The organism is Methylobacterium sp. HJ2 (genome assembly GCF_056431005.1).
The window spans coordinates 15,874-39,849 of sequence record NZ_JBWJYM010000016.1 but is presented as its reverse complement, the minus strand read 5'-3'; the positions used below and the strand labels follow the sequence as shown (position 1 = coordinate 39,849).

Sequence of the window (23,976 nt, the reverse complement as noted above, 5' to 3'; positions counted from 1 at the left end):
AGCACGTCCGCCTGCCGTAGCTTGGCGACGATCTCCTCGGGCTTCGGGTGCTTTGCCATCTTGTCCGTCCTCCAGGCTCAAAAGCCATACCAAAGGGCGGACCACTTCAATGGGGGCGGATCAATCCCAAGGTCCCGTGCAAATGGCTGATCTAAGCCAAGAGCGTCTGCTTACAGGAAGTGTTCACTGCCAACTGAATGGCCGGGATGGGCGCAAAGCCGAATGTCCGGTGTTGCGTGTTCTGGCGAGCCTCAGTGACGCAGTCTGGCCGAAAGCTGCCGTTCTGCTTCCGGCGACTGAAGCGGTGAAGCGGACATTCGATACGGCTAGGCCAGCGGGCTCAAAGTGACCTTTCTCCGGCTTTTGGTAGGGCTTCGGCAACTCCTTCATCCCTCAACGCGCCACCCGCTAACCCATCGCAAGCCGCCCGGGACGTGTTCTAAAAGAGGAATCGGGTAGCCATCTTTCGATGGGGAACCGGAATTTCGTGGATGTGATCCATCTTGGCTTCGTGCAGAAATAGACCAGCCTGCACGTCGTGTTTCGCGAGAGCGAGCAAGCAATGGCCAAAGTCGCACCTTTAGCGCTCCACGTTCCAGAGCCAGCTGTCCGGCCGGGTGGGGTCCCGGATTTTTCCAGCGTCAAGATCCCTAAGGCCGGGTCGGTGCCGCGTCCCGACGTCGATACCGGTTCGGAAGCGATCCGGGATTTGGCCTTCTCGATCATCCGCGTCCTGAATCGCGAGGGTGAGGCGGTGGGGCCATGGGCCGGCTTGCTCAGCGACGATGAGCTCCGCGACGGCCTGCGGGATATGATGACCCTGCGCACCTTCGATGCGCGGATGCTGCTCAGCCAGCGGCAGGGCAAGACGTCCTTCTACATGCAGCACCTCGGTGAGGAGGCCGTGAGCTGCGCCTTTCAGAAGGCCCTCGCGCCGGGAGACATGAACTTCCCTACGTACCGGCAGGCTGGACTCCTGATTGCGAGCGGCTATCCGCTGGTGACCATGGCGTGTCAGATTTACTCAAACGCGAAAGATCCGTTGAAAGGACGCCAGCTGCCGGTTCTGTATTCGTCAAAAGAGCACGGGTTCTTTACGGTATCAGGAAACCTTGCCACGCAATATGTGCAGGCGGTCGGGTGGGCGATGGCCTCCGCGATTAGGCAGGACACGAAAATCGCGGCGGCCTGGATTGGGGACGGCTCGACGGCCGAGTCTGACTTTCACGCCGCACTTGTTTTTGCGTCGACTTATAAAGCCCCTGTCGTGCTCAACATCGTCAACAACCAATGGGCGATCTCGACCTTCCAGGGCATTGCCCGGGGCGGGGCCGGAACCTTCGCGGCGCGCGGCCTGGGGTTCGGCATCCCGGCGCTCCGGGTCGACGGCAACGATTACCTGGCCGTCTACGCGGCGGCCAAATGGGCCATCGCGCGGGCCCGGCGCAATCTCGGGCCGACGCTCATCGAGTATGTGACCTACCGCGTCGGAGCTCACTCGACGTCGGATGACCCCTCGGCCTACCGTCCGAAGACCGAATCCGACGCCTGGCCGCTCGGCGATCCGGTCATTCGGCTGAAGAACCACCTGATCCGGCACTGCGCGTGGTCCGAGGAGCGGCACAAGCAGGCGGAGGCCGAGATCCTCGAGTCGGTGATCGCGGCGCAGAAGGAGGCGGAAGGTTTCGGGACGCTCCATTCCGGCTCAAGGCCGTCGGCGCGGGAGATGTTCGAGGGCGTCTACGCCGAGATGCCGCCGCACCTGCTCCGTCAACGCCAGCAGGCCGGAGTGTAGGCCATGCAGCGCATGTCGATGGTCGAAGCCATCCGCGACGCGATGGACGTGATGATGGCACGCGACGAGAGCGTCGTCGTCTTCGGTGAGGATGTCGGCTATTTCGGCGGCGTCTTCCGCTGCACCTACGGGCTTCAGCAGAAATACGGAACGTCGCGCTGCTTCGACGCGCCCGTCAGCGAATCCGGGATCGTGGGAACGGCCGTCGGCATGGCTGCCTACGGCCTGCGGCCCTGCGTCGAGATCCAATTCGCCGATTACGTGTACCCGGCCTACGACCAGATCGTGTCGGAGGCCGCGCGGCTGCGGTATCGCTCGAACGGCGAGTTCACCTGCCCTTTGGTGATCCGCATGCCGACGGGCGGCGGCATCTTCGGCGGACAGACCCACAGCCAAAGCCCGGAGGCGCTCTTCACCCACGTCTCGGGGCTCAAGACCGTCGTCCCTTCAAACCCCTACGATGCCAAGGGGTTGCTCATCGCGGCGATCGAGGATCCGGATCCCGTGATCTTCCTCGAGCCGAAGCGGCTCTACAACGGCCCCTTCGACGGGCATCACGAGCGCCCCGTCACGCCGTGGTCGAAGCACGCGGCCAGCGAGGTTCCGGCCGGCCACTTCGCTCTTCCGCTCGGAAAGGCGTCCATCGTTCGGGCCGGAACAGACGTCACGGTGCTGGCCTACGGGACGATGGTGCATGTCGCGCAGGCGGCCGCCGCGGAGACGGGCATCGACGCCGAGATCATCGATCTGCGTACCCTGGTTCCATACGATCTCGACACGTTGGTGGCCTCCGTCGCCAGGACCGGTCGCTGCGTGGTCATCCACGAGGCGACGCTGACGTCGGGGTTCGGCGCGGAACTGGCAGCCCTCATCCAGGAGACCTGCTTCTACCATCTTGAGGCGCCGGTCGCCCGGGTTGCCGGATGGGACACGCCCTATCCGCACGCGCAGGAATGGGACTACTTCCCCGGGCCGGGCCGTGTGGCGCGTGCACTGGTCGAGACGGTGGAGGCCTGACATGGGCGAGCACCTGATCACCATGCCCGATGTCGGCGAGGGGATTGCCGAAGCCGAACTGGCCGAGTGGTTCGTGACAGTGGGCGAGTTCGTCCATGAGGACGCCGTGCTGGCCGCCGTCACCACCGACAAGGCGACCGCGGAGATTCCCTCCCCGGTGACGGGGCGCGTCGTATGGCTCGGGGGCGAGGCCGGCGACATCGTCGCTGTCGGCGCGCCGCTGATCCGCTTGGCGGTCGCGGATGCGGGCGATGCAGACCAAGTCCACGACGGCCTCCCCACCCCGAACGCGGATCAGCCCTCCCCTGCGCCCGGCCATGATCCTGCCGCCGCGCATAGGGAGCGCGAGAAGGCGAGCGCGTCGCCGGCGGTCAGGCATCGCGCACGCAAGGCCGGAATCGATCTGGGTCGTGTGCCCGGCTCGGGGCCTTCGGGCCGCGTGACGCACGAGGATCTCGACGCCTATCTGACCGGTGGCGCCCGCGGGACGGGAACGCCAAGCCCCAGGCCGAACACAGCGGTCGAACAGATCAAAGTCACAGGTGTCCGCCGCAAGATCGCGGAGAAGATGACCCGCGCGGCTTCGCGCATTCCCCACATCACCTATGTCGAGGAGGTCGACGTCACGGCGCTCGAGGATCTCAGGTCCGCGCTCAACGCGAACAGGCGCGCGGAGCGACCGAAGCTGACGCTGCTCCCGTTCCTGATGCGGGCTCTGGTGAGAGCCATCGCCGATCAGCCGCTCCTGAATGCGCTCTATGACGATGAAGCCGGCATCCTCAACCAGCACGGCAGCGTGCATATCGGGGTCGCGACCCAGACCCCCGCGGGCCTCGTCGTTCCCGTCGTCCGGCACGTGGAGGCGCGGGATCTCTGGGACTGCGCCGCCGAACTGAACCGCGTCACGGAAGCTGCCCGAATGGGCTCGGCCACGCGGCAGGAATTGGGCGGCTCGACGATCACCGTCACCTCGCTCGGTGCCCTGGGCGGCATCGCCTCGACCCCGATCATCAACCATCCGGAGGTCGCCATTCTTGGCGTCAACAGGATTGCGATGCGGCCGGTCTGGAACGGGGCGGCGTTCATCCCGCGCAAGATGATGAATCTGTCGTCGAGCTTCGACCATCGCGTCATCGACGGCTGGGATGCGGCTGTATTCGTCCAGCGGATCAAGACGCTCTTGGAAACGCCGGCTCTGATCTTCGTGGATGCGTAGCTCGGCACCGCCTCGTGCCGGATGCCTGCCCTGAGGCATCCGGCTTGCGCGCGGTCCCGGCCTCACGCCTTCGCGGGAGGGGCGCCCCGGTCGAAGCGCTCCAGCAGCCGCTCGGCGCGGCGCAGGTGGGGACGGTCGAGCATGGTCCCAGCCTGCCCGATCACCCCCGTCCCCGGTGAACCCGCGAAGGCCGCGACCACAGCCCGCGCTTCGGCCAGGGCCGACTCAGAGGGCGAGAAGGCCGCGTTGATGATGGGAACCTGAGCCGGGTGGATCGCCAACTTCCCGACGAAACCGTCCCGGCGCGCCTCGCGGCATTCCCGTTCGAGCGTCGCGAGGTCCCGATAGGCAAGATGAACCGTGTCAATCGCGTCTGTCTCGGCTGCGGCCGCCGCGAGCAGGGTGAGGTCGCGCGCCAGGCGATACGGACTGGTCCAGGCGCCGGTCCCGTCGCGGTTGGTCTCGGCCCCCAGATCGGCCGAGAGGTCCTCCGCCCCCCAGGTGATCCCGCAGAGACGCGGATGCCCCTCGGACAGGGTCGTCAGCGCGAGGACAGCGCGGGCCGTCTCGGTAGCGATGGGCAGGATCCGCGTCGCGCCGACAGCGATGCCGCTGGCGGCTTCGAGCCGGTGAAGATGTGCATCGAGCGCGCGGATGTCCGCGCTCATGACGACTTTGGGCAGCACGATGCCGTAAGGTTGCGCCGGCATCACCGCCGCGAGATCGTCCTCCGCCCAGCCAGTCCCGAGCGCGTTCACGCGCACGAAAACCAGCGGCCCCCCGGAGGTGCTCCCGACCTCCTCCAGGAAGGCGGCGGCCCGCCGGCGCGCCGCCGCCTTCCCGCTCGCGGTGACCGAATCCTCCAGGTCGACGATGAGGGCGTCGGCGCCGGCATTCAGCGCCGTCTCGAGCTTCCGCGGCGCGTCGCCCGGAACGAACAGCAGCGCGCGCATCCGCGTCACGCTCCGCTCGTTGCGGGCCGACGCCGCATGAAGGCCTGCCTGCGGCACTCGGCAACCAGAACTTCGTCCTGCCGGTAGGCCCGGTGGATGAGATCGACGATCCCCGCATCGGCGCGGGAGCGCGAGACGCGTTTGGCCGCCACCTCGGTGGTCACGCGGATGGTGTCGCCCTCGAAGAGCGGGGCCGGGAAGCGCACCTCGGTCATGCCGAGATTGCCGATCGTGGTGCCCAGTGTCAGGTCGTTGACCGCGATGCCGATCATCAGCCCGAGCGTGAACAGCGAGTTCATCAGCGGCCGACCCCACTCCGTTTCGGTCGCGCAGAAATGCGCGTCGATGTGGAGGGGCTGCGGGTTGAGCGTCATGCTCGAGAACAGGATGTTGTCCGTCTGCGTCACCGTGCGGGTGAGCCGATGGGACAGGACCGCGCCGACCTCGAAATCCTCGTAATAGAGGCCGCCCCGCGGATGAGGCGCGTGGGAGGAGGAAGTCATTCGGATTCCGCCTGCGTCAGGGTGAACAGGCTGGCGCCCTCAGCCACCTGCAGGCCGGGCTCGGCCGTCACCGCGCGGACCGTACCGTCTGCCGGCGCGGTGAGCGTGTGCTCCATCTTCATCGCCTCGATGGTGCCGAGGCGCTGGCCGCGCGTGACACAGTCACCGGGCGCGACATGGACGGCAACGATCCGGCCGTGCATTGGTGCGGTGACGTCACCCGCCTGCGCCGTCTGCGCCGAGGCGGCCTCCGCCGGATCGGGCGCCTGAAGGCTGATCTGGCGCCCCCCGTGCAGGACGAGGATCCCGCGCCCGGTGGGCACGACCTCGATCATCCGGTCTTCAGCCGCGTGGGTCGGGCAGGCTTTCCCGCGATAATGGACCTCCGGCGGCCCGCGCGCGCCGGGATCCGGCCAGACCAGGGTGACCTCGTCGCGCTGACCGTCGATCCGGAGCGGCCAGGGCTGCCGGCGCGGCGCGCCGAGCTGAAAGCCGTCGGCGCAATCCCAGGGTGAAGCCGTCCCGCCCACCACTGGCTGCGAGTCGAATCCCAGCAGCGCCAGCACCCCGAGGCCGATGCAGGCCGGGTCGATGTCCGACGGGAACTCCGCGAGCCCGTCCCGCTGGCGCTCGATCAAGGCGGTATCGTACCAGCCGGCCTGGACAGCCTCTGACGCGGTCAGGCGTTGCAGGAAGGCGAGGTTCGTCCGCGGCCCGGCAACGCGCGTCGCCTGGAGCGCCTGACGCAGGCATGCGATGGCCTCGGCGCGCGTTGGGCCATGGGCGATCAGCTTGGCGATCAGCGGGTCGTAGTGAGGACCGACGACGTCGCCGGCACGCAGGCCCGTATCGACGCGCACGGTCTCGGGCAGGCGCAGCACGTGGAGCCGGCCGGTCGAGGGCAGAAAGCCCGCCGCCGGATCCTCGGCGTAGAGCCTCGCCTCGATCGCGTGCCCTTTGATCCGCAGATCGTCCTGGCTTGCGGGAAGCGGCTCGCCGGCCGCGACCTTGAACTGCCACGCGACGAGGTCGAGGCCGGTAATCGCCTCGGTGACCGGATGCTCCACTTGGAGACGGGTGTTCATCTCCATGAACCAGAAGCTCTCCGGCGTGAGGGCCTGGTCTCCAGCGGCGATGAATTCGACCGTGCCGGCGCCGACATAATCGACCGCCCGGGCGGCGAGGAGGGCAGCCTGCCCCATCGCCGCGCGCACCACCGCCGGCATGCCCGGTGCGGGCGCCTCCTCAATGACCTTCTGGTGGCGGCGCTGCAGGGAACAGTCGCGCTCGAACAGATGGACCGCGCCGCCCTGCGCGTCGCAGAAGATCTGAACCTCGATATGGCGCGGGTTCGGCACGTACCGCTCGAGCAGGACCTGCGCATTGCCGAAGGCGCTCTCGGCCTCGCGTCGCGCACTCTCGAGGGCGTCGGTGAAGGCCGTCGGCGCATCGACGCGCCGGATCCCCTTCCCGCCGCCGCCGGCGACCGCCTTGATGAGCAACGGGTAGCCGATCGCGTCGGCCTCGGCGCGCAGGTGATCGCTGTCTTGGTCCTCTCCCTGATAGCCTGGGACGATGGGGACGCCGGCCGCTGCCACGAGCGTCTTCGCGCGATGCTTCAGGCCCATGGCCCGGATCGCGGCGGCGGGCGGCCCGACGAAGACGAGGCCGGCCGCCGCGCAGGCCTCCGCGAGGCCCGGATGCTCGGACAGGAAGCCGTATCCCGGATGGAGGCAATCGACCCCGGCCCGCGAAGCGGCCTCTACGATCCGGTCGATCCGCAGGTATGAATCCAGGGCCGGCGCCGGCCCAATCGGGTAGGCCTCGTCGGCCAGGGCCACGTGCAACGCCGTGCGGTCCTCCTCCGAGTAGACCGCGACCGTCCGCATTCCGAGGCGCCGCGCCGTGCGCAGGACCCGGCACGCGATCTCGCCGCGATTGGCGACGAGGACGGAAGTGAGGGGCCGGGTCATCGGTGGGCGCCTCACATCCGGAACAGGCCGAAGCGCGTCTCGTCGACCGGTGCGTTGAGGCAGGCCGACAGAGCCAGCCCGAGCACCCGCCGGGTCTCCTCGGGCAAGATGATGCCGTCATCCCAGAGCCGGGCCGTGGCGTAGTAGGGCGCCCCTTCCGCCTCGAACGCGGCGCGGATCGGCTGCTTGAACGCCTCCTCGTCGCGGGCGGTCCAGGTCTCGCCCGCAGCCTCGATGTTGTCGCGCCGGACGCTGGCGAGCACGCTCGCCGCCTGCTCGGCGCCCATGACCGATATGCGGGCGTTCGGCCACGAGAACAGGAACCGGGGCGCGTAGGCGCGCCCACACATGCCGTAATTGCCGGCGCCGTAGGACCCGCCGACGAGAAGCGTCAGCTTGGGGACGGCGGCGCTGGCGACCGCCGTGACGAGCTTGGCGCCATTGCGCGCGATCCCGCCGGCCTCGGCGTCGCGCCCAACCATGAAGCCGACGATGTTCTGCAGGAACAGCAGAGGAATGCGCCGCTGGCAGCACAGCTCGATGAAATGCGCGCCCTTCAGCGCGCTCTCAGAGTAGAGGATGCCGTTGTTTGCCAGTATTCCCACCGGCATGCCCCAGAGACGCGCGAAGCCGGTGACCAGGGTCGTGCCGTAGAGCCGCTTGAACTCATCAAATTCCGACCCGTCGACGATCCGGGCGATCAGTTCCCGGGCATCGTATTGTTTGCGCAGATCGACCGGCACGATCGCGTCGAGGTCGCCCGGATCGAGGCTGGGTTCGACTGGCGGCCGGATGTCCAAGTCCGGCTGCTTGCGGGTGTTCAAGGTGCCGACGATGCGGCGCAGGATTGCGAGCGCGTGCGCGTCGTCGGCAGCCTCGTGGTCGGCGACCCCGGACAGCCGGGTATGGACCTCCGCGCCGCCGAGTTCCTCGGCCGTCACGATCTCGCCTGTCGCCGCCCTCACGAGGGGTGGGCCTCCAAGGAATATCGTGCCTTGGCCGCGCACAATCACGCTCTCGTCCGACATGGCCGGCACGTAGGCGCCCCCGGCCGTACACGAGCCCATGACGCAGCTGATTTGCGGAATTCCGGCCGCCGAGAGCCGAGCTTGGTTGTAGAAGATGCGGCCGAAATGATCGCGGTCGGGAAATACTTCCGCCTGCTGCGGCAGGTTGGCGCCGCCCGAATCGACCAGATAGAGGCAGGGCAGACGGTTCTCTCCCGCGATTTCCTGGGCGCGCAGATGCTTTTTAACCGTCAAAGGATAGTATGTGCCACCCTTGATCGTCGCGTCGTTGCAGAAGATCATGACCTCGCGGCCGGAGATTCTACCAATACCCGTGATGAGGCCGGCTCCATGAATCTCGCCGCCATAGAGTCCATAGGCGGCCAACGTTCCGATCTCGAGGAAGGGCGAGCCCGGATCGAGCAGCTGCATCACGCGATCGCGCGGCAGCAATTTGCCGCGGGCGAGGTGCCGGGTGCGGGCTTTCTCGGAGCCACCCGCGGCGACCATCGCGCGGCGCTCCCTGAGGGTGCTGCGCAGATCGGCCCAGGCTGCCCGGTTCTCGGTGGCAGCCTCGGAGGTCAGGTCGGCGCGGGTGCCCACGATTGCCACGCGTCACCTCATCCCCGGGCCCGGGCGAACAGCTCGCGCCCGATCAACATGCGGCGGATCTCGCTGGTGCCCGCCCCGATTTCGTAGAGCTTGGCGTCACGCAACAGCCGGCCGGCCGCGTAATCATTGGTGTAGCCGTTGCCGCCGAGGAGCTGGATGGCATCGAGGGCGCACTGGGTCGCCCGTTCGGCCGCGAACAGGATCGCCCCTGCCGCATCCTCGCGCGTGGTTTCTCCCCGATCGCAGGCCCGTGCCACGGCGTACACATACGCGCGCGCCGCATTGGCCTGCACGTAGATGTCGGCGAGCTTGCCCTGGACCAGCTGGAACGACCCAATCGGCTGGTCGAACTGGCGCCTCTGGCGAACATAGGGCGTCACCACGTCGAGGCAGGCCCGCAAGATGCCCAGCGGACCGGCCGCGAGCACGACGCGCTCGTAGTTGAGGCCCGACATCAGCACGCCGACGCCGGCACCGACCGCCCCAAGCACGTTTTCCTCCGGCACTTCGCAATCATCGAAGATCAGCGCCGAAGTGTCAGAGCCGCGCATGCCGAGTTTGTCGAGCTTCGGCCCGGTCGAGAAACCGGGGGCGTCCTGCTCCACCAAGAAAGCGGTGATGCCGTGCGCGCCGGCCTTGGGATCTGTCTTGGCATAGACCACAAACGTCTCCGCCACGGGACCGTTCGTGATCCACATCTTGGAGCCGTTGAGGCAGTAGCGGTCGCCGCGCTTCTCGGCGCGCAGGCGCATGCTCACCACGTCCGATCCCGCCTCTGCTTCTGACATTGCGAGTGCCCCAACACGCGTTCCCGCGATCAGGGCCGGGAGAAAGCGGCGCTTCTGCGCCTCCGTACCATTGCGCCGGATTTGGTTGATGCAGAGGTTCGCGTGCGCGCCGTAGGACAGACCGACGGAGCCGGAGGCTCGCGACACCTCCTCCATAGCGACGCAATGTTCCAAATATCCGAGCCCGAGCCCGCCGAACGCCTCTTCCACTGTTATCCCGTGCAGGCCCATGGCGCCCATCTCGGGCCAGAGGTCGCGCGGGAAGGCATTGCTGCGGTCGATCTCGTCCGCACGCGGCGCGATCTTGCTCTGAGCGAAGGTACCCACGCTCTCGCGAACAGCGTCGGCGACTTCACCGAGACCGAAATCGAAGTCGCGTGCGGCGTCCGGGATCATCGGTTGCTTCCCCACCGGGCGGTTCGGAATCATAAGCCCAAGTCTCGCCGAAGAGGCTACCATCCTTAAGCAGAATCGTGCGCCGACGCACCGGAAATGGTGCGTTCGCGAGGTGCTGGGGACGACGGCCATGACCGCAGACGATGTGCTCAGTTACGTGCATGGAGCCGACACGACGCCCCTGATCGGCCTTACGATCGGGCAGATGCTCACGCGCGCCGCCGCGTTGTGGCCCGATCGCATTGCCCTGATCGCGGACGGCCAGCGGCTGAGTTGGGCCGAGCTCGACGACCGCGCCACGCGTCTGGCCGCCGGCTTCCTCGCCCTCAGCCTGAAGGTGGGCGATCGCATCGGGATCTGGTCGCTCAACAATACCGCCTGGACGCTCACCCAGTTCGCTGCCGCCAAGGCGGGGCTGATCCTCGTCACCGTCAATCCGGCCTATCGGCTGACGGAGCTTGAGTTCGCCCTGAACAAGGTCGGATGCGCGGCGCTGGTCACCGCGACGCGGTTCAAGAGTAGCGAATTCCTGGGCATGGTGAATGCCCTGGCTCCGGAACTCGCCTCCGCGACTCCGGGCGCTCTCCAGGCCGCACGCCTGCCCGCGCTTCGGCTCGTGATCCGGATCGGAAGTGCGCCGACACCCGGCACGCTCGCCCTCGAGGAAGTGGCGGATTTGGGGGCCAACGGGCACGGAGCGATCGCCGCTCTGGGCGAGAGCCTGCAATGCGACGATCTCGCGAACATCCAGTTCACGAGCGGCACCACTGGCACGCCGAAGGGTGTGGTGCTGTCGCACCACAACATCCTCAATAACGGTTACTTCGTCGGGCGGACGATGCGCCTTGGCCCTGACGACCGCATCTGCATCCCGGTGCCGCTCTATCACTGCTTCGGCTTGGTCATGGGCAATCTTGCAGCTCTCACATCCGGTGCGGCCATGGTTTACCCGGGCGAGGGTTTCGACCCGCTCGCGACGCTGCGGTCCGTCGCCGAGGCGCGCTGCACGGCCATTTACGGTGTGCCGACCATGTTCCTCGCGGAACTCGATCACCCGGATTTCGACACGTTCGACCTATCGAGCCTGCGAACCGGCATCATGGCCGGTGCTCCGTGCCCGGTGCCGCTGATGCAGCGTGCCATCGAGCGGATGAACCTTTCCGAGATGACGATCTGTTATGGGATGACGGAGACGAGCCCAGTCAGTTTTCAGAGCGCTGTCGACGATCCCTTTGAGCGTCGCGTCTCGACGGTCGGACGCGTGCACCCGCATCTGGAGGTGAAGATTGTCGACGTGTCCGGGCGCGTCGTCCCGCGTGGCGTCACGGGCGAACTCTGCACCCGGGGCTACAGCGTCATGCGCGGCTACTGGGAGGAGGCCGAGCAAACCGCCGCCGTGCGGGATGAGGCAGGCTGGCTGCACACGGGCGACCTTGCCATCCTGGATAGGGAAGGGTTCTGCCGCATTGTCGGACGGATCAAGGACATGGTGATCCGCGGTGGTGAGAACGTCTATCCACGCGAGGTCGAGGAATTCCTCTACCGTCATCCTGCGGTCCAGGATGTTCAGGTTTTCGGCGTGCCAGATACCCGATATGGCGAGGAGGTTTGCGCCTGGATCCGACTTCGGCCTGGCGCCTGTGCGACGGCAGAAGATCTGAGGAGCTTCTGCGCAGGCCAGATCGCCCACCAGAAAATCCCGCGCTACATCGAGTTTGTGGATTCGTTCCCGATGACGGTCACAGGCAAAGTACAAAAATACCTTATGCGCGAAGCGATGATCGGCAAGATTTCGGACAAAACAATGCCTGAACATCGCATTGAAGATTCCTGATCTTTGCCCCGGGTTGGTTCCGCCCATGATGGCGATTTGGCATGACGCAGTCTGGCCGAGAGCGGCCAGTCGGCTTCCGGGGGGAGGATATGGGGAAGCGGACATTCAGCGCAGCTCAGGTGGATGCCTTGAAGTGACCCCTTCCGGGCATCCCGCCTTGGCGGCGAGCACCCTAGCCGGGACCATCGCCGATGCCAGACCGACGCTGAAGCAATCGACCCGTCCGAAGCCCAGGCTGAGTTGCTCAGATACGATCCGACCGCGGATTGGCGCGGCACTCGAACCAGTGGTCCCGAGGCCGCTGCCAACGTGTGAGGTCCGGACCCGCTAAGTCTCCGCTCAGTCTGACGCGTCACCGGCTGTGTGCGCGGACCTGTGCCCTTCGACGGAGCGCGGTCCCACCCCCGACAGAAGGATCGACCCAGCATGCATGCGGACGACGAAGCAGCACTGAGCAAGGTACCGGCAGTCACTCTCGGCTTCTGGGTCGTCAAGATCCTCGCGACGACCCTGGGCGAGACGGGCGGCGACACCGTCACGATGACGCTCGACTGGGGCTACCTGGCAGGAACGGCGCTGTTCGCGGTCGTCCTCGTCGCCTTGGTCGTCGCCCAGATCCTAGCGAAGCGGTTCCACCCGGCCTTGTACTGGGCGACCATCGTCGCCTCGACCACCTTCGGCACGACCATGGCCGACTTCGCCGACCGCTCCCTCGGGATCGGCTATACCGGCGGCTCGACCCTCTTGCTCGCCTGCCTCGCGGCCGTGCTGGGGATCTGGTATGCCACCGAGGGCACGATCTCGGTGGACACGGTCTCGGCCCCGCGCGTCGAGGTCTTCTACTGGGCGGCCATCACCTTCTCGCAGACCCTCGGCACAGCGCTTGGCGACTGGCTCGCCGACACCGGCGGCCTCGGCTACGAGGGGGGCGCCGTCGTCTTCGCGGCAGCGCTCGCCGTCGTCGTATTCCTGTACTACCGGACAGAGGTCTCGCGGGTCGTCCTGTTCTGGGCCGCTTTCATCCTGACCCGGCCGCTCGGGGCGACGGTGGGCGACTTCCTCGACAAGCCGGTCAGCCAAGGCGGGCTGAACCTCAGCCGGCCGCTCGCCTCGGCCGTCATCGCGACCTTCATCATCGCCCTGATCATGCTCCTGCCCCAGCGCGCAGGCCAGCATCCGCAGGCCAAATTTGCGAAACCCTGAACTGGGCAGGTTTCCCTCATGTCATCGCGGGGCCGCCCGGGGTGAGCGGGGAATTGGTCCTGGCGTCTCGCGCGGCCGGGAGCCGCACGGTCGCGGCAAGGCCGCGCGGGCCGTCCGTCCGGTTCGCGAGCGCGACGGAGCCGCCGCGGGCATCCGCGACGCTCCGGACGATGGAAAGGCCGAGGCCGGTGCCCTCGCCGTCGACCTGGCAGCCCCGGACGAACGGGTCGAAGATGCGGTCGAGTTCGGCCTCGGGGATACCGGGGCCAGTATCTGTAACCCGGAGGACCGCATCTGCTCCGTCCCGGAAGACCTCGACATCGATCTGCCCGCCGCCCGACGCGTGGCGGATAGCGTTGTCGACGAGGTTGCTGATCATGACCCGCAGGCTGGTCGGGTCGACCTCCACCCTCGCGGCCTCGATCCGGCTGAAACCCAGGTCCATCAAGCGCTCTGCTGCAGCCGGCATCAGGTCGGCAACCGCCTCTCGTGCGGCCAAGTCGAGCTCGGTGGCGGGGGCCGCTCGCGACGAGCCGGCCTCGTAGCGGGCGAGGGAGAGGAGCTGTTCCAACAGGTGGGCGACCCGGCGGATGCCACCGCGGAGCGCGGTCAGGCGCTCCGCGGCCTCCAAAGACAGGCCGAGGCGGGACAGGTTGTCGGCCTGGACGGTGAGCGCCGTGACCGGCGTCTTCAACTCGTGCGCCGCGTCCGCCACGAAGCGGCGGCGCTGCTCGAACATCTGCCCGACCCGGTCGAGGAGACGGTTGATGGCTTCGACGAACGGGCGGATCTCGTCGGGGACGTCCCCAGCCGGCAGGGTGCGTAGGTCGTCCGTCGCCCGCGCGTCGAGACGGGTCGCGAGGACCGACAGCGGCCTGAAGCTCGCCTGGATGATCATGCCGACCAGCAGGAGCAGGCAGGGTACTAGCATCAGGACGGGAACGAGCGTCTGGAGGAGCGTGTCCCTGATCCGCTCGTCCCGGCTCTCCGTCGACTGCCCGACCCCCACCCGGCTGCCGTCCGGGCGCGTGCGGACGAGAAGCCGCCATGCCTCGCCGCCATGCTGGACCGTCGAGATCCCGTCCGGGATGTCGGACGCGACCCCTTCGAGAGGCGAACCGGGTCGAGCGGCCCCCAACGTCTCGACGGCGACGCGAAACTCGGGTTCGTCCCGCACGTCGGTCAGGTCGATGCCGGACGCGCCCGCATGGATGGCGAGATGGCCGACTTGGCGCAGCACGGCGTCCTGGAGCTCCGTGGCTTCCTCGACAGCGCGACGGTACGCGAGCAGGCCGAAGCTGATGTTCGTCCCCACGACGAGCACCGAGAGGCCGACGAACAGGCGAGCCCGGACGGAGCGCATCACGCGGGCCGGTCCACCATCCAGCCGACCCCGCGGACGTTGCGGATCACCGCGTTCCCGAGCTTGCGGCGCAGGGAGTGGATGAGGAACTCGACGGCGTTGCTCTCGACCTCCTCATTCCAGCCGTAGATGCGCCCCTCCAGGTCCTGCCGCGACAGGATGGTGCCGGGGCGGTGCATGAGGGACTGCAAGCAGGCAAACTCACGCGCGGTCAGGCGGCACGTGGCCTCCCCGGTGCGCGCCTCGAAGGTGGACGGATCGAGGCTGACGACGCCGTTGTCGAGCAGCGGCGTCGCGGCGCCGCTCGGCCGGCGCAGGACCGCCCTCATCCGGGCGAGCAACTCGCGCGGCTCGAACGGCTTCGTGACGTAGTCGTCGGCACCGACGTCGAGGCCGCCGACGCGATCTTCAAGGCCGTCTCGCGCGGTGACGATGATAACCGGCATGGCTGCACGGCCCATGCGCAGGCGGCGCAGCACGTCGATCCCGTCCGCGCCCGGCAGACCGAGGTCGAGGAGGGCGATGTCGTAGGCTTCCGTCGCCGCGGCATCCTGTGCGGCGGCCCCGTCCCGGACCCAGTCGACCGCGTAGGCCGCGTCCCGCAGCGCCTGCTGGAGCGCGACCCCAATCATCCTATCGTCCTCGACGAGGAGAACCCGCATCGTCCAATCCAACTGTCGCCGCTCGGTGCGGCGTTCCCCTGACGATCCCGGTTGACCGGGGCCCGCGCAAGCCTTCTCAGCCCATGGCGTTGATGGTTTGCAGGAGATCGGAGAGCGCGGCCTTGCAGGCCGCGGCGTCCGGCGGCGTGGCCCGCAGCGCCTCCAGGGCGCGGTCGATGGCCTTGTCGACCTTGTGCCAGTCCGAGGCCGCCCGGGGCTTCAAGCCGGCCTCGGCCTCGTCCCACTGGGTCTCCAGATCCTTGATCCGGGTCTTGGCGGCAGCGAGGTCGCCCTGATCGACGAGTGCCTGGGTGTCGACCGCGATGGCCTTGAACCGGCCGAGGTCGCCCAGCTTCGAGACGGCGGCATGCGCGGTGCCGAATACCGGCCCGTCAACCCAACCCGCCGCTTGCAGGGACAGGGCAGTGAAGGCCAGGACCGCGGCGGTGCAGGGGATGGTCTTGAAGGTCATGGCTTGCTCTCTTCTCAAACCGATGCCCACGTCCGGACACCGAGGGTTCGTCTGCCTGACAGGACTTAGCCCCTGCTTAGAGGCGAACCGCGCCAGTGCGCCCGATGCCCTGCATCCGCGCCTGTTCGGGACCAGACGCCGGGGTGCCCTGCGGCGAGCCGTCCGGTCTCGTGCGGTACCGCGGTGTGCCCAACGGCACGGTCATGCTCGCTGGGCGGGGCGTGCGCCGGTGGCCAGCGCCGCGTTCAAGGTCACGAAGGTGACCAGGGCGACGATCACGCTCAGGAAGACGAGGCTGGTGACCACGGTGCCCAAGCCCAGGCCGCCGTACTCCTGCGACTGCGAGAGCAGGTCCCCGAGGGCGGCCCCGAGGGGCCGGGTCAGGATGTAGGCGATCCAGAAGGTGAGGACGGCGTTGGCTCCCAGGTGATAGGCGAGGGCCACCGCGGCGATCAGCGCGCCGAAGGCGACGACGCCCCAGTTGAAGCCGAGCCCCAGCGCCTCCGTGGCAAGGTCGCCCGCCGCCGTACCGAGGGCGAAGGTCAGCAGGATGGCGAGCCAGTAGAAGCTTTCGCGCCGGGGGGTCACGATGGTGTGGATCGAGAGCGTGCGCTCGACCGCGAACCAGAGCGCGAAGGTCGCTGCGAGCGCGACGGCGAAGGCCGTGGTGCTGGCGTAGAGGCTGACCTCCAGCTTGTCGGTCAGGAAGTCGGTCAGTTGCGTGCCGACGATGCTGACCAGCACCACGGTGAGCCAGTAGACCCACGGCACGTAGCGGCGCGTGCGGAGCTGCAGGGCCAACGCGGCGGCCAGCAACGCCACCATGATGCCGCCTGTCGTGGCAGTCCCCAGGCCGACATGGACGGCGAGGTAGTCGGCGCCGGTCTCGCCGACCGTGGTCGACATGACCTTGATGAGCCAGAAGATCAGCGTGACCTCCGGGACCTTGTTCAGCATGCGTCCGGAAGTGCCAACGGCTGCCGTCATTGCGATCCACCCCTTCGTCGGTGCAGGCGCGCCAGGATCACAGGGGCGACTTAGTGGTGGCTTAGGGGCTGGGGATCGGCCGTCGGACGAGCCGTTGCCGGACGCGACGGCTCATGCCCGTTCCGGCTCTGCGGTGAAGCTGTCCTGTCCTCCGCGGCAGTGACGCGGGGACCGGATCGGCCGGTGAAGCTGCGAGCGGACCTCTGCGAGGTTAACTGCGGTCCGTCGCCCCTAAGCTGCAGCCGTTGGACTGACGTGGTCATCGCGCTTCGACCACGGCGCGTTGGGCGTCGGCCGGCCGGCGCCGGGCGAGCATCAGACTGAGCTTGTCCATATAGAGGTAGACGACGGACCTGGTGAACAGCGTCAGCACCTGGCTGGCCGCTAGGCCGCCGACGATCGCGTAGCCGAGCGGCTGGCGGATCTCCGAGCCGATGCCAACCATCAGGGGGACTACGCCGAGCGGCGCGCACAGCGTCGTCATCAGGATCGGGCAGAAGCGCAGCAGGCAGGCCTCGTGGATCGCTGCCTCGGGCGACTTCCTGCCTTCGCGCTCGGCCACGATGGCGACGTCGACCAGCATGATGCCGTTCTTCTTGACGGTGCCGGTGAGCAGGATGATGCCGATTATGTCGAGGGGCCGCCCCGCTGAAATTGGAATAGTTCAAAAGAATAATGCCGGTATCTTTGACAAGGTGGACTAGCGCGGAAACGCAGCGGGCCGTACTTCCTCGACGCGATGAAGCTCAAACCTCTCTATCTATCCTGCCTCGATCTGCTGCGTGTTGGGCCTCGCTCCCGTGCGCGACACGCCATCATCTCGTATCGGGAAAAGCGCGGTCTTATCCCACGCACGGGGCGAACGCATCGTATTGATGGACCCGTCGCCCTCGGTGGCGAGGCCCAAGGCTTTAGCGGACGCATCGCGGGCATCGTCACGGGGCGTGGCGGCGGTCTGCCCCCGGACGAGCTTGAGCGACGCCTGATCGAGCTCGGGATCGTCGAGGGAGCCCGCGTGGAGATCCTGCACGAAGGTCTGTTCAGCCGCGACCCTATCGCGCTGCGCGTCGACACCACCACGGTGGCGCTTCGCCGCCAGGAAGCGTTGGCGATCCTCGTGAGGCCCGAATGAATGCGATCACCGTCGCTGCCGACACGATCAAAGCCCGCGTCGCACTGGTCGGCACGCCCAACAGCGGCAAGACGGCGCTGTTCAACCGTCTCACCGGCAGCCGTCAAAAGGTCGCGAACTATCCCGGCGTCACGGTTGAGCGGAAAAGCGGTTCCCTCGTGCTGCCGTCAGGGGCGCGGCTGCAACTGTTCGATCTTCCGGGCACCTACTCGCTGCGCGGGCGCAGCCCGGACGAGGTGGTGACGCGTGACGTCATACTCGGGCGGCGCGACGCCGCCGCGTTTCCGGACGTTCTCGCTTGCATCGTCGACGCCACGAACCTGCGGGTCGCACTCCGCCTCGTGCTCGAACTCAAGCGCCTCTGCCGGCCAATGCTGCTCGTGCTCAACATGAGCGACATCGCGAAACGACGCGGCGTCATCATCGACGAGGCGCGCCTGAGCTCCGAACTCGGCATGCCGATCGTCACCTCGGTAGCCGTACGAAAGGAGGGCGTCGCAGCGCTTCTGACGGCTCTGGAGGCGTTCACAGCGGGCCATGGGGCCGGCGTGGTGGCGGACTGGGCCGCGCCGACCGCAGCCGAGCTGCGCGCCCTGCAGCGCGAGGCCGACCGCATTCTCGCCACGGCGGTCTCGGCCGCACCCAAGCCCGACACCCTGACGACCCGTCTGGACGCCGTCCTCCTGCATCCTGTCGCTGGCCTTGTCATCCTTCTGGCCATGCTCTTCGTCATGTTCCAGGCGGTCTTCACCGGCGCGAAGCCTCTGATGGACGCGATCTCGGGAGGCTTCGAGGCTCTGGGCGGTCTCGTGGCCGAGTGGCTGCCGCCCGGCCTCCTCCTGAGCTTTCTGCAGGATGGCGTGATCGCCGGTGTCGGCAGCGTCATCGTTTTCCTGCCGCAGATCATGATCTTGTTTCTATTCATCCTCCTCCTGGAGGATTTCGGGTACATGGCGCGCGCAGCCTTCCTGATGGACCGCATCATGGGTGGCGCCGGCCTGCACGGCCGTGCCTTCATCCCCCTCCTGTCGAGCTTTGCCTGCGCCATTCCGGGTATCATGGCGACGCGTGTGATCGACCAGCGCCGCGGCCGACTGACCACGATCATGGTGGCGCCCCTCATGACGTGTTCGGCCCGCATCCCCGTCTACACGCTCATCATCTCGGCCTTCATTCCGAGCCGCGAGGTCTGGGGCCTGTTCGATCTGCAGGGTCTCGTGATGTTCGGGCTCTATGCCGCCGGCATCGCCAGCGCGCTGCTCGTGTCCTTCGTTTCCAACCACCTGCTCTGGAACGAGAATCCGACGCCGCCCTTCATGCTGGAACTGCCCGACTACAAGCTGCCGCGTCTGGCCAGCGTCGCTTTGAACCTGTGGCAGCGGGTGAAGGCCTTTCTCCATCGGGCCGGCACAACGATCTTCTCCATGATGGTGCTCATCTGGTTTCTCGCATCTTTCCCGCGTCCGCCCGCAGGTGCGGAGCACCCAGCCATCGACTACAGCCTCGCGGCCGCTATCGGCCGGTTCATCGAACCTGTGCTGGCCCCGCTCGGCTTCAACTGGCAGATCGCCGTCGCGCTCATCCCGGGCATGGCGGCGCGCGAAGTCTCCGTTGCGGCGCTCGGCACTGTCTACGCGGTCGCTGGCGGCAAGGAGGCTTCGGAACAGATCGGGCAGACCTTAGCGCAGCAGTGGAGCCTGCCGACAGGGCTCGCGTTCCTGGCGTGGTTCATCTTTGCCCCTCAGTGCGCGTCGACGCTTGCCGTGATCAGACGCGAGACGGGGGGATGGCGATGGATGCTAGTCGCATTCGGATACATGCTCGCTCTGGCCTACCTGGCGGCGTTCGTAACCTTCCAGGTCACATCACGAGTACTGTGAAGGCGGCGGCGGCGCGTCGACGCATACTTTGGTTCGACCCTTATGCGCGTGGGGGAGCTTAACAAAGTCGGCTGACGACGTGGTTTGCATACGCGGTTGAGCGCTCTGCCGAAGGTGCTTTGATTGCTGCGGTTGGCATTCTCGACGACACGCGTGTCGCGGTCCGCTCCGGCATCCCGTGCGAACCATCATGGCTCGCGTCCGAAGGTCCGGTGATGGCGCGATCCAGACCTGCGATCTCGACTTTCGCTATGTCCGCTTCGGGGCTTTCGCCTGAACGGGCGGAATGGCGACAATGGGCGCAAAGCTGAATGTCGGCTTTCGGCGTTCTGGCCAAGAACCGCGGCTTGGAAGCGGATCAGCCGCAAGTGTCTGCGCTGGTAAGATACCGTCCGTTGCGTGCTTGGACGCGCCTGCGGCGCAGGTGATCAAACCTACAAACCCGACGAAGCGCAGGCCGCGGCATAGCTGAGTCGTCCGAGGTCAGAGGTTACCCATCTGAAAACCCGCCGCAAGCATAGGCCGATCGGGGCGAGAGCCCCGGTCGCGACGGAGCGCTGCGGCCGGAGGCCCTGTCCCCGGCGCGGTCGGCGCCGCGGATAGGATCGATGCCACACCATCTGCACCTTCAGACAGGGCGCGGCGCCCTGGCGCCACGCCACTGTACGCGCTCGCTCTCGTGGGTCCAGGCGTGCGCCTGCACCCAAAAACAGCGGCGCGTGCTTCGTTCAAGTCAGATCCATGGAAGTGACTTCATTTCATATTTCTCGTCGTGGATATCCGTGTGCTACCAATAAATCCATCCACCTAATCTCACTTTAAGACATGCAGCGGACGGATTTTTATACTTCTCTTCCCGAGCAGAACACCGACAACGACGAACTCGTCTGTACTATCCTGTCCGGGCCGCCCGGTTGCGGCAAGTCCTCAGCGATGCTGTGGGAGATCGCCACGGTCCCGGGTTGCTACGTCTTGGCCGCCCCACGGATCGACCTCGTCGAGGAACACGCCGCGCGCTTGCGTGATCTCGTCCAGGGCTTGGAATCGAGGCTGCGTCCCATCATCCAGGTGGTCCACTCGCGACAGACCGGAACGAAGGGTTCCGTCGATCGCTGCCTGCGAGACATGCTCGCTCGGGCAAGCAGCGCGCACACCGTAATCATCACAACGCACGCGGGTCTGATGGGCCTCACACGATCCGACATCGAGGGCTGGCACATCCGCATCGATGAGTTGCCCGAGACCGCCATCCTTTCCAGCAACCTCGGCCTCGGCGTTTCGTGGCACGCAATGGCGGCGCTTTACACGCTGGTCCCTGCGCTAGAGCCCGGTTGGGCCCGGGTGCTGCCCCGAACCAAGGCGGAAGCGCTCGGATTGCATCAGATCCGTGCCGATGTCGGCGCTGGCCTCATCGATCTGCACCGCCTCGCAGCCTCGCGCGGACGTGTCGTCGAGGTCGATCTCCTCGCCTGGGAGGACGCCGGCGTGCCCGGTCGGCAAGTCAGATTGCGCTCGATCTGGACGTTTGCCGAACTCCGCGGCTGCGCCTCGCTGAAGGTCGCCGCGGCAGGATATGACGGAAGCCTCATCGGCCACGCTACGCGCCGCGCAACTGGCGTGCGCGTCAAAACGGTCGAGCTCGACGCCGAGCGTACGGGCCAGCCGCGGATCCAGATCCACTGGTACACGCGGCACGCCGGGTCTACGACATGGTGGTGTACGCAGGAGGGTAGCGCCTGCGTGTCGGCAATCGGCCGACATCTCCGTCAAACTGGTTTCACTAACTACTGGACGGCAAACGCCACCGCTGCGCTCTACCTCCGGCACCAGTTCGCCGGCACCGAGATTAGTCCGAGGGCGGCAGGCACCAATGGGCTGCGCAACCACACCGCCTGCGCGATCGTGTACAGCGCCAAGGCCACGATGACCGACGAGGGGATCATGGCGGGACTCGGCCTAGAACGGGCCGCGATCCGGATTGCCCGCGAAGATGAGGACATCTACCAGGCCGTCACGCGCGGTGCGATCCGAGATCCGAGCTACGCGGGCGGCTATGCTGTCCATGTCTACGACGAGGGACAGGCTGAGCGACTGCGCGACCGGCTCCACGCTGGTGGCTACGCCGATGTCCGCCTAGTGCCGGTTGAGGAGGCTGGGATAAGGGACGTGATTCGGCCGACGGGCGGGCGCCGCAAACAGGGTGCCGACGCTTCCACTGAGACGGCGGATCAGCGGCACGAACGTCGGAAGCTTCGTGAGAAGGAGCGCGGCCAACGCCGCCGTGAGGTGGACAAGGCCGCCCGGATCCAAGCAGGCACCTACCGAGGCCGTGGTAGACCGCGCCACGCAGAGTAGGTTCATCCTGCGTGAACACCGCGGCGTTCGGAAGAGCCAATCGCCGCGAGGTTGGGATCAAGCGTGACAAGAGACGCCCTGAGCAGCGTGTGCTCCTCTGCAAGCCTTGATTGAGACAGACGATGTGCATGCTGTCGCCGTACGGCGTCCGCCGGCGTGAACCCACTTCCAGAACTGCTGCCGCTCAACGCATCAGCCAGGTTGAACAGGACTTCACGAAGAAAATCCGATCGAAAGGAGAAGATAAATATGTCTTCCGAGCTGCGGCTTCATTACAGTCACTACATTGCTTAAAGCGAAAGATTGTTTACCTTGACCGACTATGCGACTACTCGTCTGACCCTTTCCGGTCCTACTGCCGAAATCGCCCGCTTCGAGCGGGAATGCATCCGCTTGCAGCGTGACAACGGAAGGCAGATGCCAAGCTTCGACTTTGAAGCCCTGTCGCCAATCCCGCCGGAGATCCTGGACTTGGATCAGGATTGGTCGGACGAGGCCAGGCAAGCTGCCATCACGGCAACAGGCTTTGGATGCTGGCGCGACTGGGCGATCCGATTTTGGGGTACGAAAGAGAATGCGACCGCGTTCCGCGGCGACACGGTTCAGGGCACGATCTATGACTGTGCTTTCCAGGCACCCTGGAACGCTCCTGAGCCGATCCTGCGCACTCTGGCTGCGCGCTATCCGAGCTTGACGGGTATTGTGTTGGCGATTGACGAAGGTGAAGGTTGGTGCCTGATCGGCCGGCTGAGCCAGGGCGTCTACATCAGCACCTGCATGGATTATGATCCGCTGATCCAGTCGCTGATCGACGTCCGTTACGATGGATGCATGGCTTTCGAAGCAAGTGCGGTGGCGCTGCACCGTATTGCTCTGGGATGTGGCGGATACGATAGCGATCGGATCCAGTGGGCCAAGACGGTGATGCAAGCCCTGACCGAAGCTGTTTGAGCGGTCGTGCTGCCGCTTGTGCCTCGTTTCTTTCTGCGGCGAGCAATTTAGGGAAGCGGAGATTGAGGCATGCGCCTCAATCCCACCGCGCCGTTGCGGTACCGCACTATTTCAAGAAGTCAGAGCATAAGTTAAGACCTCTCCGATCATTGCTGATAAAAATGCGGGCAACACCTAGCCGGCGCAATCATGTTATATTCCATCAGACAAATAATAATGGACGCAAATGATTTCGGATACTAGAAACATATCGATCGATATTTTGCATCAGCAACAGGGATCATTGGAAGCAAATCTCGCGCGAGCGACATATTTCACCATGGAATGCCACGATGATGCAGGTTTAACACCTCTCGAAGATGCAGCGAGTTTCTCGATCCATATCGGGTTCTCTGATCGTCCCGACCAAAGCTATGCCTGGATGTTCGGGACACTTGTCGAGGCCCTGGAGAGGCTGGACACCTTGCGCCAGACCTACCCACACGCAGGTCTGTGGTACTGTCCGGAGGAGGGTCTGACGACACTTGGTGGTAGCGATGTTTGGGAAGGCTTGGTCTTCGCGCAAGACGAAGTCGAGCCCTATGACGGCAGCGAGTGGAAACAACTGGCATCCATTCTTCGGCGAGCGGATGCGGATCAGGTTCCCCGACATGAACCCATCCAGGATTGGCTGACCGGCCACGATGTGTCCGACATGATCAAGAGCGTTATCAACCACCTCTGACAACGTTCTGGCCCGGCAGGCTGCGTCTCTTGAGATCAGATCTACCGCTAAGTTCCGGCTTCTACTGTTTGTTCGTCAAGCGGTCCTTTGCCCCTGCAACGCTCGGAAGCGGCCGTTCGGCTTTGCGCCCACAGCCGACATGCAATGCCCCTG

At 66.2% G+C, this 23,976-nt stretch carries 19 protein-coding genes and 1 pseudogene; 10 read left to right on the top strand and 10 right to left on the bottom strand.

The genetic code is table 11. From position 1 onward, the window contains the following. Window positions 1-562: 562 nt before the first annotated feature. The 3 genes from ACS5RC_RS25490 to ACS5RC_RS25480 are packed head-to-tail and all read left to right on the top strand — an operon-like array spanning window position 563 to window position 4,028. Window positions 563-1,795, top strand: a complete 1,233-nt coding sequence (locus ACS5RC_RS25490; RefSeq protein ID WP_478346724.1) for a thiamine pyrophosphate-dependent enzyme — start codon at window positions 563-565, stop codon at window positions 1,793-1,795. A gap of 3 nt (window positions 1,796-1,798) precedes the next feature. Beyond that, the gene (locus ACS5RC_RS25485; protein ID WP_478346723.1) at window positions 1,799-2,812 is read left to right on the top strand and encodes an alpha-ketoacid dehydrogenase subunit beta; all 1,014 of its coding nucleotides are present in this window, start codon (window positions 1,799-1,801) and stop codon (window positions 2,810-2,812) included. A gap of 1 nt (window position 2,813) precedes the next feature. Further along, complete coding sequence (locus ACS5RC_RS25480) at window positions 2,814-4,028, top strand: dihydrolipoamide acetyltransferase family protein (protein ID WP_478346722.1); 1,215 nt, start codon at window positions 2,814-2,816, stop codon at window positions 4,026-4,028. Window positions 4,029-4,090: 62 nt separating this feature from the next. Here ACS5RC_RS25480 and ACS5RC_RS25475 read toward each other — a convergent pair whose 3' ends face one another. The 5 genes from ACS5RC_RS25475 to ACS5RC_RS25455 are packed head-to-tail and all read right to left on the bottom strand — an operon-like array spanning window position 4,091 to window position 10,260. After that, entirely contained in the window at window positions 4,091-4,981 is an 891-nt protein-coding gene (locus ACS5RC_RS25475) for an HpcH/HpaI aldolase/citrate lyase family protein (protein ID WP_478346721.1), read from the bottom strand. Between the two features lie 5 nt (window positions 4,982-4,986). Next, complete coding sequence (locus tag ACS5RC_RS25470) at window positions 4,987-5,484, bottom strand: MaoC family dehydratase (protein ID WP_478346720.1); 498 nt, start codon at window positions 5,482-5,484, stop codon at window positions 4,987-4,989. Then, on the bottom strand, window positions 5,481-7,457 hold the full coding sequence (locus ACS5RC_RS25465) for an acetyl/propionyl/methylcrotonyl-CoA carboxylase subunit alpha (RefSeq protein WP_478346719.1): 1,977 nt from the start codon (window positions 7,455-7,457) through the stop codon (window positions 5,481-5,483). Before ACS5RC_RS25465 ends, ACS5RC_RS25470 begins: the two co-directional genes overlap by 4 nt. A gap of 11 nt (window positions 7,458-7,468) precedes the next feature. Continuing rightward, window positions 7,469-9,070 carry a carboxyl transferase domain-containing protein gene (locus tag ACS5RC_RS25460; RefSeq protein WP_478346727.1) on the bottom strand — a complete coding sequence of 534 codons (1,602 nt, stop codon included), beginning with the start codon at window positions 9,068-9,070 and terminating at the stop codon, window positions 7,469-7,471. Between the two features lie 14 nt (window positions 9,071-9,084). Next, entirely contained in the window at window positions 9,085-10,260 is a 1,176-nt protein-coding gene (locus tag ACS5RC_RS25455) for an isovaleryl-CoA dehydrogenase (RefSeq protein ID WP_478346718.1), read from the bottom strand. 130 nt (window positions 10,261-10,390) lie between these two features. On the opposite strand from ACS5RC_RS25455, the gene ACS5RC_RS25450 reads away from it, so the two are divergent. Both ACS5RC_RS25450 and ACS5RC_RS25445 read left to right on the top strand, forming a co-directional pair. Continuing rightward, window positions 10,391-12,094, top strand: coding sequence for an AMP-binding protein (locus ACS5RC_RS25450; protein WP_478346717.1), 1,704 nt, complete (start codon window positions 10,391-10,393; stop codon window positions 12,092-12,094). Window positions 12,095-12,520: 426 nt separating this feature from the next. Continuing rightward, window positions 12,521-13,297: a COG4705 family protein gene (locus tag ACS5RC_RS25445; RefSeq protein ID WP_478346716.1), complete on the top strand. Its 777-nt coding sequence runs from the start codon at window positions 12,521-12,523 to the stop codon at window positions 13,295-13,297. Between the two features lie 16 nt (window positions 13,298-13,313). Here the strand turns inward: ACS5RC_RS25445 and ACS5RC_RS25440 are convergent, their stop codons facing one another. From ACS5RC_RS25440 to ACS5RC_RS25420, 5 genes and pseudogenes are all read right to left on the bottom strand, one after another. After that, a complete protein-coding gene (locus ACS5RC_RS25440; RefSeq protein WP_478346726.1) occupies window positions 13,314-14,660 on the bottom strand; it encodes a sensor histidine kinase in 1,347 nt (448 codons plus the stop codon). Beyond that, on the bottom strand, window positions 14,660-15,322 hold the full coding sequence (locus ACS5RC_RS25435) for a response regulator (RefSeq protein WP_478346715.1): 663 nt from the start codon (window positions 15,320-15,322) through the stop codon (window positions 14,660-14,662). The genes ACS5RC_RS25440 and ACS5RC_RS25435 overlap by 1 nt, the downstream gene beginning before the upstream one ends. A 76-nt stretch (window positions 15,323-15,398) precedes the next feature. Continuing rightward, on the bottom strand, window positions 15,399-15,794 hold the full coding sequence (locus ACS5RC_RS25430) for a hypothetical protein (RefSeq protein ID WP_478346714.1): 396 nt from the start codon (window positions 15,792-15,794) through the stop codon (window positions 15,399-15,401). A gap of 201 nt (window positions 15,795-15,995) precedes the next feature. Then, the gene (locus tag ACS5RC_RS25425) at window positions 15,996-16,751 is read right to left on the bottom strand and encodes a COG4705 family protein (RefSeq protein WP_478346713.1); all 756 of its coding nucleotides are present in this window, start codon (window positions 16,749-16,751) and stop codon (window positions 15,996-15,998) included. A 289-nt stretch (window positions 16,752-17,040) separates the two neighbouring features. Beyond that, a pseudogene (locus ACS5RC_RS25420) lies at window positions 17,041-17,412 on the bottom strand (efflux RND transporter permease subunit); the annotation flags it as partial. 213 nt (window positions 17,413-17,625) lie between these two features. Between ACS5RC_RS25420 and ACS5RC_RS25415 the strand changes: the two are divergent. The 5 genes from ACS5RC_RS25415 (at window position 17,626) to ACS5RC_RS25395 (ending at window position 23,823) form a co-directional block, all read left to right on the top strand. Continuing rightward, window positions 17,626-17,913 carry a FeoA family protein gene (locus tag ACS5RC_RS25415; RefSeq protein ID WP_478346725.1) on the top strand — a complete coding sequence of 96 codons (288 nt, stop codon included), beginning with the start codon at window positions 17,626-17,628 and terminating at the stop codon, window positions 17,911-17,913. Further along, window positions 17,910-19,793: a ferrous iron transport protein B gene (feoB, locus tag ACS5RC_RS25410; protein ID WP_478346712.1), complete on the top strand. Its 1,884-nt coding sequence runs from the start codon at window positions 17,910-17,912 to the stop codon at window positions 19,791-19,793. The genes ACS5RC_RS25415 and feoB overlap by 4 nt, the downstream gene beginning before the upstream one ends. An 825-nt stretch (window positions 19,794-20,618) precedes the next feature. After that, on the top strand, window positions 20,619-22,148 hold the full coding sequence (locus ACS5RC_RS25405) for a hypothetical protein (RefSeq protein ID WP_478346711.1): 1,530 nt from the start codon (window positions 20,619-20,621) through the stop codon (window positions 22,146-22,148). A 312-nt stretch (window positions 22,149-22,460) separates the two neighbouring features. Further along, window positions 22,461-23,099: a hypothetical protein gene (locus tag ACS5RC_RS25400; RefSeq protein WP_478346710.1), complete on the top strand. Its 639-nt coding sequence runs from the start codon at window positions 22,461-22,463 to the stop codon at window positions 23,097-23,099. Window positions 23,100-23,418: 319 nt separating this feature from the next. Next, window positions 23,419-23,823 (top strand): hypothetical protein, encoded by a 405-nt coding sequence (locus ACS5RC_RS25395; RefSeq protein ID WP_478346709.1) that lies wholly within the window; start codon window positions 23,419-23,421, stop codon window positions 23,821-23,823. Window positions 23,824-23,976: the final 153 nt, after the last annotated feature.

What these genes read in the sequence shown, in the direction of transcription:
- ACS5RC_RS25435 (WP_478346715.1), bottom strand. Translation starts at nt 15,322, where the DNA reads ATGCGGGTTCTCCTCGTCGAGGACGATAGGATGATTGGGGTCGCGCTC.
- ACS5RC_RS25405 (WP_478346711.1), top strand. Translation starts at nt 20,619, where the DNA reads ATGCAGCGGACGGATTTTTATACTTCTCTTCCCGAGCAGAACACCGAC.
- ACS5RC_RS25430 (WP_478346714.1), bottom strand. Translation starts at nt 15,794, where the DNA reads ATGACCTTCAAGACCATCCCCTGCACCGCCGCGGTCCTGGCCTTCACT.
- ACS5RC_RS25440 (WP_478346726.1), bottom strand. Translation starts at nt 14,660, where the DNA reads ATGCGCTCCGTCCGGGCTCGCCTGTTCGTCGGCCTCTCGGTGCTCGTC.
- ACS5RC_RS25455 (WP_478346718.1), bottom strand. Translation starts at nt 10,260, where the DNA reads ATGATCCCGGACGCCGCACGCGACTTCGATTTCGGTCTCGGTGAAGTC.
- ACS5RC_RS25445 (WP_478346716.1), top strand. Translation starts at nt 12,521, where the DNA reads ATGCATGCGGACGACGAAGCAGCACTGAGCAAGGTACCGGCAGTCACT.
- ACS5RC_RS25395 (WP_478346709.1), top strand. Translation starts at nt 23,419, where the DNA reads ATGGAATGCCACGATGATGCAGGTTTAACACCTCTCGAAGATGCAGCG.
- ACS5RC_RS25470 (WP_478346720.1), bottom strand. Translation starts at nt 5,484, where the DNA reads ATGACTTCCTCCTCCCACGCGCCTCATCCGCGGGGCGGCCTCTATTAC.
- ACS5RC_RS25450 (WP_478346717.1), top strand. Translation starts at nt 10,391, where the DNA reads ATGACCGCAGACGATGTGCTCAGTTACGTGCATGGAGCCGACACGACG.
- ACS5RC_RS25490 (WP_478346724.1), top strand. Translation starts at nt 563, where the DNA reads ATGGCCAAAGTCGCACCTTTAGCGCTCCACGTTCCAGAGCCAGCTGTC.
- ACS5RC_RS25425 (WP_478346713.1), bottom strand. Translation starts at nt 16,751, where the DNA reads ATGCTGAACAAGGTCCCGGAGGTCACGCTGATCTTCTGGCTCATCAAG.
- ACS5RC_RS25480 (WP_478346722.1), top strand. Translation starts at nt 2,814, where the DNA reads ATGGGCGAGCACCTGATCACCATGCCCGATGTCGGCGAGGGGATTGCC.
- ACS5RC_RS25465 (WP_478346719.1), bottom strand. Translation starts at nt 7,457, where the DNA reads ATGACCCGGCCCCTCACTTCCGTCCTCGTCGCCAATCGCGGCGAGATC.
- ACS5RC_RS25485 (WP_478346723.1), top strand. Translation starts at nt 1,799, where the DNA reads ATGCAGCGCATGTCGATGGTCGAAGCCATCCGCGACGCGATGGACGTG.
- feoB (WP_478346712.1), top strand. Translation starts at nt 17,910, where the DNA reads ATGAATGCGATCACCGTCGCTGCCGACACGATCAAAGCCCGCGTCGCA.
- ACS5RC_RS25475 (WP_478346721.1), bottom strand. Translation starts at nt 4,981, where the DNA reads ATGCGCGCGCTGCTGTTCGTTCCGGGCGACGCGCCGCGGAAGCTCGAG.